Origin of the sequence: Cellulomonas sp. NPDC089187, from assembly GCF_040685135.1 — a bacterium.
Taxonomy (GTDB): Bacteria; Actinomycetota; Actinomycetes; order Actinomycetales; family Cellulomonadaceae; genus Cellulomonas.
Genome location: NZ_JBFBHI010000003.1, coordinates 68,368 through 77,367, shown reverse-complemented (window position 1 = coordinate 77,367; position 9,000 = coordinate 68,368). Strand labels below are relative to the sequence as shown.

Annotated in this window: 8 protein-coding genes; 3 read left to right on the top strand and 5 right to left on the bottom strand. The window is 70.3% G+C overall.

From position 1 onward, the window contains the following. Positions 1-2: 2 nt before the first annotated feature. Genes AB0N78_RS08550 through sdhC form a run of 5 tightly spaced genes read right to left on the bottom strand, consistent with a single transcriptional unit; the run spans position 3 to position 5,115 of the window. Entirely contained in the window at positions 3-1,556 is a 1,554-nt protein-coding gene (locus tag AB0N78_RS08550) for an AlkA N-terminal domain-containing protein (RefSeq protein WP_363388456.1), read from the bottom strand. A 50-nt stretch (positions 1,557-1,606) separates the two neighbouring features. Continuing rightward, positions 1,607-2,371 carry a succinate dehydrogenase iron-sulfur subunit gene (locus tag AB0N78_RS08545; RefSeq protein WP_363388453.1) on the bottom strand — a complete coding sequence of 255 codons (765 nt, stop codon included), beginning with the start codon at positions 2,369-2,371 and terminating at the stop codon, positions 1,607-1,609. 1 nt (position 2,372) lies between these two features. Further along, positions 2,373-4,217 carry a succinate dehydrogenase flavoprotein subunit gene (gene sdhA, locus AB0N78_RS08540; protein WP_363388451.1) on the bottom strand — a complete coding sequence of 615 codons (1,845 nt, stop codon included), beginning with the start codon at positions 4,215-4,217 and terminating at the stop codon, positions 2,373-2,375. A 35-nt stretch (positions 4,218-4,252) separates the two neighbouring features. Beyond that, positions 4,253-4,702 (bottom strand): succinate dehydrogenase hydrophobic membrane anchor subunit, encoded by a 450-nt coding sequence (locus tag AB0N78_RS08535; protein ID WP_363388448.1) that lies wholly within the window; start codon positions 4,700-4,702, stop codon positions 4,253-4,255. Beyond that, positions 4,702-5,115 carry a succinate dehydrogenase, cytochrome b556 subunit gene (gene sdhC, locus AB0N78_RS08530; RefSeq protein WP_363388445.1) on the bottom strand — a complete coding sequence of 138 codons (414 nt, stop codon included), beginning with the start codon at positions 5,113-5,115 and terminating at the stop codon, positions 4,702-4,704. Before sdhC ends, AB0N78_RS08535 begins: the two co-directional genes overlap by 1 nt. A 179-nt stretch (positions 5,116-5,294) precedes the next feature. Here sdhC and AB0N78_RS08525 point away from each other — a divergent pair, with 179 nt between their 5' ends. The 3 genes from AB0N78_RS08525 to AB0N78_RS08515 all read left to right on the top strand — a co-directional run bounded on the left by AB0N78_RS08525 (position 5,295) and on the right by AB0N78_RS08515 (position 8,922). Further along, positions 5,295-6,422 (top strand): mannose-1-phosphate guanylyltransferase, encoded by a 1,128-nt coding sequence (locus AB0N78_RS08525; protein ID WP_363388443.1) that lies wholly within the window; start codon positions 5,295-5,297, stop codon positions 6,420-6,422. Between the two features lie 30 nt (positions 6,423-6,452). Next, on the top strand, positions 6,453-7,643 hold the full coding sequence (locus AB0N78_RS08520) for an amidohydrolase (RefSeq protein ID WP_363389864.1): 1,191 nt from the start codon (positions 6,453-6,455) through the stop codon (positions 7,641-7,643). 202 nt (positions 7,644-7,845) lie between these two features. Then, entirely contained in the window at positions 7,846-8,922 is a 1,077-nt protein-coding gene (locus tag AB0N78_RS08515; protein ID WP_363388440.1) for a BMP family ABC transporter substrate-binding protein, read from the top strand. Positions 8,923-9,000 lie beyond the last annotated feature (78 nt).

The window sequence follows — 9,000 nt, the reverse complement described above, 5'->3', positions numbered from 1 at the left end:
CGCTAGGGGGTTGAGCGCCAGAGGTGGGTGACCGCGTAGGAGCGCCAGGGTGCCCACTGCGCCGCGCGGGCAGTCAGAGCCCGGTGGGCAGCCGCGCGGGGGAGTGCGGGGTCGAGGACTCCGTGCGCGCGGGCGGAGGTGAGGAGCGCCGCGTCGCCGGGCAGCCACACGTCTGGGTCGCCGAGCACCCGCATGGCCAGGTAGGCGGCGGTCCACGGTCCGATCCCCGGGCGTTCGACCAGCGTCGCGGTGAGCTGTGCGGTATCCGCGCCGACGTCCACCCGGAGCGATCCGTCGGCCAGCGCGGCGGCGGTGTCCCGGATCGTAGTGATCGACCGGCCCGGCAGCCGGAGCGGACGGTCGGGGTCCGGAGGAGTGGTCGGGACCGGGATGCCCGCGGCGAGCTGCGCGGAGGTGGGGAACAGCCGGTCCAGTCCGGTGAAGCCACTGGCCACGGGGGTGCCGAGCAGCGAGGTTAGGCGGCTGAGGTGTCCCCGGGCTGCCGCGACGCTGATCTGCTGGCCGACCAGGGCGCGCAGCACCATCTCCTCCGGGTCGACCGCGCCGGGGACGCGGATACCGGGCACCGCCGCCACCAGCGGGGCGAGTGCGGGGTCGGCGACGAGGGCGTTGTCCACCGCCAGCGGGTCCGCGTCCAGGTCGAACAGTCGTCGCACCCGAGCGGTGGCGGTGCCGACATCGGCGAGGGAGGTCAGTTCCAGTTCCGCCCGCAGCCGCCAGCCCTCCGGCGTGGGTTCGGCGGTCACCTCCACCGCGCCTGGTCCGTGCGGCAGCGACAGAGTGCGGGCGTAGCGGAGCGGGCCCTGCAGATCCGCGGACTCGACCCCGGCGACCGCACGGACGGCCAGGAACTCGAACACCCCGGGTGCGTCGTAGGGCTGCCGGACCGGGAGGTTCACCGACAGTCGCACGGGCGCGACCTCCTGCTGGCGGGTGCTGTGCTCCACCCGGGGTGCCCGGGCCCGGAGCTCACCGGGGGTGGTGTCGAAGACCTCGCGCACGGTGTCGTTGAACTGGCGCACGGAGCCGAACCCGGCCGCGAAGGCGATGTCGGCCAGCTTGAGTTCGGTGCCGACCAGCAGGCTGCGGGCGGTCTGGGCGCGTCGGGCACGGGCCAGGGCGAGCGGTCCGGCACCGAGCTCCGCGGTCAGGGTGCGATGCAGTTGGCGGGCGGAGTAGCCGAGCCGGGCAGCCAGGCCGTCGACACCCTCGCGGTCCACCACGCCGTCCGCGATCAGCCGCATCGCCCGACCGGCCAGGTCATGGCGCAGGTTCCAGTCCGGGGTGCCCGGCGTGGCCTCGGGCAGGCAGCGCTTGCACGCCCGGAACCCGGCTTCATGCGCGGCGGCGGAGGTCAGGTAGAAGCTGACATGCTCGCGCTTGGGGGTGCGCGCGGGGCAGGAAGGTCGGCAGTAGATGCCGGTGGAGGAGACCGCGGTGAAGAACTGCCCGTCGAACCGGGCGTCGCGGGCGTCGATCACCCGGTACCAGCGGTCGAAGCGCGGGTCACCGGGAACGCAGTGGGCGGGGGTCACCGGTCCATTGGACCCGTGACCCCCGCCCACCGTCTAGCGGGATTCGGACGTCAGAACGCCCGGGTGATCATCGCGCGCTTGACCTCTTGGATCGCCTTGGTGACCTCGATGCCGCGCGGGCAGGCCTCCGTGCAATTGAAGGTGGTCCGGCAACGCCAGACGCCCTCCTTGTCGTTCAGGATCTCCAACCGCTGCGCACCGCCCTCGTCCCGGCTGTCGAAGATGAACCGGTGCGCGTTGACGATCGCGGCAGGACCGAAGTACTGGCCGTCGGTCCAGAACACCGGGCAGGAGCTGGTGCACGCCGCGCAGAGGATGCACTTGGTGGTGTCGTCGAATCGCGCGCGCTGCTCGGGGGACTGCAGGCGCTCGCGGGAGGGCTGGTTCCCGGTGGTGATCAGGAACGGCATGATCTCCCGGTAGGAGGCGAAGAACGGCTCCATGTCGACGACCAGGTCCTTGATCACCGGCAGACCCTTGATCGGCTCGACGGTGATCGGCTTGCTCGGGTCGAGGTCCTTGAGCAGGGCCTTGCAGGCGAGGCGGTTGCGACCGTTGATCCGCATGGCGTCCGACCCGCAGACCCCGTGGGCGCAGGACCGGCGGAAGGTGACCGAGCCGTCCAGCTCCCACTTGATGGTATGCAGGGCGTCCAGCAGGCGGTCGGTGCCGTGGGCGGTGACGGTGAAGTCCTGCCAGTAGGGCTCCTCGCCGTGCGTCTCCGGGGTGTAGCGGCGGATGCGGAGCGTGACCTGGAAGGAGGGGACCTCGGCGGGCTTCGCGTCGGTCTGCGGCTGATCGAGGGTGGCGGTCATGTCAGTACTTCCGCTCCATCGGCTGGTAAACGGTGGTGATGACGGGCTTGGTGCCGAGCAGGACGCTGGGGCGCTGCGGCGGGAACGGCGGGATCTCCTCACCGGCGGGCGCGGGGGCCACCGGGTCGTCGATGTGCGCACCGGCCGGTCGGCGGTAGGCCATGGTGTGCTCCATGAAGTGCGCGTCGTCCCGGTCGGGGTAGTCCTCGCGGAAGTGTCCGCCGCGGGACTCGCGTCGGTTGAGCGCGCCCACGATGACGACCTCGGCGATGTCGAGCAGGAAGCCCAGCTCCAGTGCTTCGATCAGGTCGGTGTTGAAGGCCTTGGCCTTGTCCTGCACGGAGACCCGGGAGTAGCGGTCCTGCAGGGCATGCACATCGGCCAGTGCCTGGCGCAGCGACTCGGCAGTCCGGAACACCTGCGCGTTGGTGTCCATGGTCTGTTGCAGGTCACGGCGGACGTCAGCGACGCGTTCGCCCTTGGGCCGGGCGCGCATCTCCTCCAACTCGGCGACGGTGGCGGACTCCGCGTTCTCCGGCAGATCCACCCAGTCGGCCGTGGCGGCGTACTGCGCGGCGGAGATGCCCGCCCGCTTGCCGAAGACGTTGATGTCCAGCAGGGAGTTGGTGCCCAGCCGGTTGGAGCCGTGCACCGAGACGCAGGCGACCTCACCGGCGGCGTACAGGCCCTTGACCACGTCGCGCGGGTTGCGGAGCACCTCGCCCTCGACATTGGTCGGCACCCCGCCCATCGCGTAGTGCGCGGTCGGGTAGACCGGCACCGGCTCGGTGTAGGGCTCGATGCCGAGGTAGGTGCGGGCGAACTCGGTGATGTCCGGCAGCTTCGCGTCGATGTGCGCGGGCTCCAGGTGGGTCAGGTCCAGCAGCACGTAGTCCTTATTCGGACCCGCGCCGCGACCCTCCCGCACCTCATTGGCCATCGACCGGGCGACGATGTCGCGTGGGGCCAGATCCTTGATCGTGGGGGCGTAGCGCTCCATGAAGCGCTCACCGTCCGCGTTGCGCAGGATGCCGCCTTCACCGCGGGCCGCTTCGGAGAGCAGGATGCCCAGTCCGGCCAGGCCGGTCGGGTGGAACTGGAAGAACTCCATGTCCTCCAGCGGCAGGCCCCGGCGGTAGGCGATGGCCATGCCGTCACCGGTCAGGGTGTGCGCATTGGAGGTGGTCTTGTAGATCTTGCCCGCACCACCGGTGGCCAGCACGACGGATTTGGCGCGGAAGACGTGGATCTCCCCGGTGGCCAGCTCGTAGGCGACCACTCCGGCGACGGCGACATCCTCACCGTCCGCCACCTCACCGGTCTCACCGGACAGGTCTCGGTTCAGCAGCAGGTCCAGCACGTAGAACTCGTTGAAGAACTCCACGTCCTGCTTCACGCACTGCTGGTACAGGGTCTGCAGGATCATGTGGCCGGTGCGGTCGGCGGCATAGCAGGCGCGGCGGACCGCGGCCTCACCGTGGTTACGGGTGTGCCCACCGAATCGGCGCTGGTCGATCCGGCCCTCCGGGGTGCGGTTGAAGGGCAGCCCCATCCGCTCCAGGTCCAGGACGGCGTCGACGGCCTCCTTGGCCATGATCTCGGCGGCGTCCTGGTCGACCAGGTAGTCACCACCCTTGACCGTGTCGAAGGTGTGCCACTCGGTGTTGTCCTCCTCGACATTGCCGAGGGCCGCGCACATGCCGCCCTGGGCGGCGCCGGTGTGCGAGCGGGTGGGGTAGAGCTTGGAGATCACCGCGGTGCGGGTGCGGGCCGAGGATTCCAGGGCCGCACGCATGCCAGCTCCGCCGGCTCCGACGATGACGACGTCGTACTGATGGGTCTGCATCGGGGGCGATGCCTTTCTGTCGACGTGCGAGTTGTTCAGGCGGTGCAGAACGACGGGAGCAGGCCCGCGGGACTGTTCGCCGGGCAGGGGTCGAAGGTGAAGATCACCAGGGTGCCGAGCACGACGACCACGGTGAAGGCGGTGTAGAGCGCCAGCTTCAGGACGAGCCGGGTGCCGTTGCGCTCGGCGTAGTCGTTGATGATCGTCCGGACCCCGTTGGTGCCGTGGATCATGGCCAGCCACAGCATGAGCAGGTCCCAGATCTGCCAGAACGGTGAGGCCCACTTGCCGGCGACGAAGCCGAAGTCAATGGCGCTGATGCCGTCCCCGGCGACCAGGTTCACAAAGAGGTGGCCGAAGATCAGCACCAGAAGCACGACGCCGGAGGCGCGCATGAAGACCCAGCCGTAGAGCTCCCAGTTGCCGCGGGTGGTGCGACGGGACGGCCGGGCGACCGGCGTGTTCGGAGCGGGGATCGACGTCATCACTCGCCTCCGAAGACGTGCATGAGGTGGCGGGGCAGGAATCCGGCCATGGTCACCACGAACAGGCCGACCACGATCCACAGCATCACGCGCTGGTACTTCGGTCCCTTGGCCCAGAAGTCGACCAGGATGATCCGGATGCCGTTGAAGGCGTGGAAGACGATGGCGGCGACCAGTCCGGCCTCGCCGAGGCCCATGATCGGGTTCTTGTAGGTGCCGATCACGTCGTTGTAGGCCTCGGGGGAGACTCGGACCAGGGACGTGTCCAGCACGTGCACCAGCAGGAAGAAGAAGATCAGGACCCCGGTGACGCGGTGGGCCACCCAGGACCACATGCCCTCACGCCCCCGGTAGAGGGTGCCGGAGGGCTTGCGGCGGGGTTTCGGGGGCGACGACGCTGACGCGGTAGACACGGTGAGGACTCCAGGGCTGATCGGGACTGCGGTGTCCGGTGGAAGCACTCTAGGCATCGTGCGCCGGGCGAGTGACCTCGGGGGCCGGTTCTGGGTCGAGTGTGACGAACCGCACATCATCGTGGGGACCATGGTCCCGAGGCTCTGGGTGCCACCAGCCTGGTGGCTAGCCTGTCGGCATGGCTGAGCACCCCATCCCTGGATTCCACGCTGTCATCCCCGCCGGTGGCGCCGGAACCCGCCTGTGGCCGCTGTCCCGCCAAGGCGCGCCCAAGTTCCTCCATGACCTGACCGGCACCGGTCGGACCCTCTTGCAGGGCACGGTGGATCGGCTGGTGCCGTTAGCCGGTGCCGAGGGGGTGCTCGTGGTCACCGGGGCACGGCATGTGCAGGCGGTGGCGGCGCAGCTGCCGGAACTGAGCGCCGGGCAGCTGATCGCCGAGCCCTCGCCCCGGGACTCGATGGCGGCCATCGGTCTGGCCGCTGCGGTGCTGGCCGAGCGCCACGGCCCGGCAACCGTGCTGGGTTCCTTCGCTGCCGACCACGTGATCGGGCGGCTGCCACGGTTCGAGGCCGCCGTCCGGGAGGGTGTCGAGGCAGCCCGTGCGGGCTATGTGGTGACCATCGGCATCGAGGCCAGCGAACCGTCAACGGCCTTCGGGTACATCGACGCCGCCGACCCGCTGGGAGTGGACGGGGCTCCGTCGGCCCGGCACGTCGCCGCCTTTACGGAGAAGCCCGATGCCGAGACCGCCGCGGCCTACCTGGCCACCGGGCACTACTGGTGGAACGCCGGGATGTTCATCGTGGCCGCGGGGGTGCTGCTCGACCACCTGGAGGCGCAGCTGCCGACTCTGGCCGCCGGGCTGCGCCGGATCGCCGCGGTCTGGGATGACGACAGCCGCCGGGAGGCCGTGCTGGCCGAGACCTGGCCGACGCTGACCAAAATCGCCATCGACCACGCCATCGCCGAGCCGGTGGCCGCCGCTGGAGGCGTGGCGGTGGTGCCCGGTGACTTCACCTGGGACGACGTCGGTGACTTTGCCTCGCTGGCTCCGCTGCTGTCCGCGGTCGGTCAGCCCGACGACGGGTCGCGCACGCTGGGGGACGACGCGCTGGTCCAGCGCCTCGATGCCCCCGGGGCGCTGGTGCTCACCGGCGGGCGGACGGTGACCGTGCTCGGGGTGCCCGATGCGGTGGTGGTCGACACCCCGGACGCGGTGCTGGTGACCACCCGCGCGCACGCCCAGCAGGTCAAGGGCGCGGTGGACGGCTGGCGGGAGCGCGGACGCGACGACCTGCTGTGACGTCCGGGCGTGGGTAGGGTCGGTGAGGTGATGGTCGACGCTTCGCGGGTACAGCACCTGGTCGGATCGCTCACCGACGAGCTGATCGAGATCCGGCGGGATCTGCATGCCCACCCGGAGCTGGGTCGCACCGAGCAGCGCACCACCCGGGTGGTGGCCGAGCGGTTGCGGGCCGCCGGATTGGAACCGCGGCTGCTGCCGGGCACCGGCCTCACCTGCGACATCGGGCCCAACCCGGTGAGCACCGGGCGACGGTGGATCGGCCTGCGGGCAGATCTGGACGCACTGCCGGTGCCGGAGACCACCGGCCTGCCCTTCGCCTCGACGGTGGCCAACGTCGCGCATGCCTGCGGGCACGACGTGCACACCGTGGCGGTGCTCGGTGCGGGTCTGGTGCTCGCCGAGCTGCACGAGGCGGGCGAGTTACCCACCGGTGTGCGCCTGATCTTCCAGCCCGCGGAGGAGGTGCAGCCCGGCGGCGCGCTGGACGTGATCGCCGCGGGCGGGTTGGACGGCCTGGGTCGGATCTTCGCGGTGCACTGCGATCCGAAGGTGGATGTCGGTCAGATCGGCAGCCGGATCGGTCCGATCACGTCCGCCTCCGATGAGGTCACCGTGGTGCTGACCGGGCCGGGTGGACACACCTCCCGCCCGCACCTGACCGCCGACGTGGTCTACGCGCTCGGTCAGGTGATCACCCAGGTGCCCGCGGTGCTCGGTCGTCGGTTGGACCCGCGCGCCGGGGTGAACCTGACCTGGGGTGCGGTGCAGGCTGGTCAGGCACACAACGCCATCCCCTCCTCCGGGTCGGTGCGCGGCACGTTGCGCTGTCTGGAGGTGCGCGCCTGGGAGCGGGCCTCGCAGGTGTTCCACGAGGCGGTGGAGCAGGTAGTGGCGCCCTACGGCGTGCAGGTCGAGATCCGCCACCAGCGCGGAGTCCCGCCGGTGGAGAACGACGAGCGTGCGGTGGCGGTGCTGGAGGCCGCGGCGCGCGACGTGCTCGGGGAGGACGCGGTGCAGCTGACCGAACAGTCGCTCGGTGGGGAGGACTTCGCCTGGTACCTGACCAAGGTGCCCGGGGCGATGGCCCGGCTCGGCACCCGCACCCCAGGCGGTCGCTCGTACGACATTCACCAGGGGAACCTGGTGATCGACGAGCGTGCGGTCTGCGCCGGGGCGTCCCTGCTGGCCAGAGCGGCACTGCTCGCCGGGCGTCCCTGAACTGCCGACGCCCGAACGGGTCACCCCTTGATACCAAGTCCGTAACAGATCGCCCGAAGGTACGCCTCGGTAACACTGCGGTCATCTGGAGCTGGCTAGGGTGCATCCCGGACGCCGGATGGACCACCCGGATCGCCAGCAATGGCGCTGTCGATCCGGGCCCCCTCCCAGGGCCGGCGCAGACGACGAGCAGGAGTGCAGTGTGAAGAACATCGTTCGTGCGGCCGCCCTCGGTGGGGCTGTCGCCCTCGCCCTGGCTGCCTGTGGCAGCGCCCCCGAGGAGTCCGGCTCGACCGCCGGCGGCTCGGACAACGCGTCCTCCGACTTCAAGGCCTGCATGGTCTCCGACCAGGGCGGGTTCGAGGACAAGTCCTTCAACCAGTCCGGTGCCGAGGGCCTGGACCGGGCTGGCGACGAGCTGGGTGTGCAGGTCGTCAAGGTGGAGTCCTCCGCCGAGACCGACTTCGGCCCGAACGTCGACCAGCTGGTCGCCCAGGACTGCAACATGATCATCGGCGTGGGCTTCCTGCTCGCCGACACCCTGACCGAGGCCGCCGCGCAGAACCCGGACATCGAGTTCGCGCTGGTGGACGCCGAGTTCAGCGAGGAGTCGGAGAACGCACGCCCGCTGCTGTTCAACACCCAGGAGGCCGCGTTCCTGGCCGGGTACGTGGCTGCGGGCACCTCGACCTCCGGCACCGTGGCGACCTTCGGTGGCGCCGAGATCCCGTCGGTGACCATCTTCATGGACGGGTTCGCCGACGGCGTCACCAAGTACAACGAGGACAACGGTGCCGACGTCCAGGTGCTGGGCTGGGACCGCGAGGCGCAGACCGGCTCCTTCACCGGTGACTTCGACGACCAGACCAAGGGCCAGAACCTGGCCAAGGGCTTCATCGACCAGGGTGCCGACGTGATCATGCCGGTCGCCGGTCCGGTGGGTCTGGGTGCGGCGGCTGCCGCCAAGGAGGCCGGTGGCGTGTCCATCGTCGGGGTGGACGCCGACTGGTACGAGACCTCGCCCGACTTCTCCGACCTGATCCTCACCTCGGTGATGAAGGACATCGGCCAGGCCGTGTTCGACACCGTGTCCGAGGCCGCTGACGGCAACTTCTCCGCCGAGCCGTACGTCGGCACGCTGGAGAACGAGGGCATCGGCCTGGCTCCGTTCCACGACTTCGACAGCGTGGTGACCGACGAGGTCAAGTCCGCGGTGGAGGACCTGCAGGAGCAGATCATCGCCGGTGACCTGGTGGTGGAGTCCCCGAGCCAGCACTGACGTTCACTCGGACGGCGGCCCGGGCAGGGTGTTTCTGCCCGGGCCGCCGTCGTGAACGCACCCCCGGGCGGACTACTC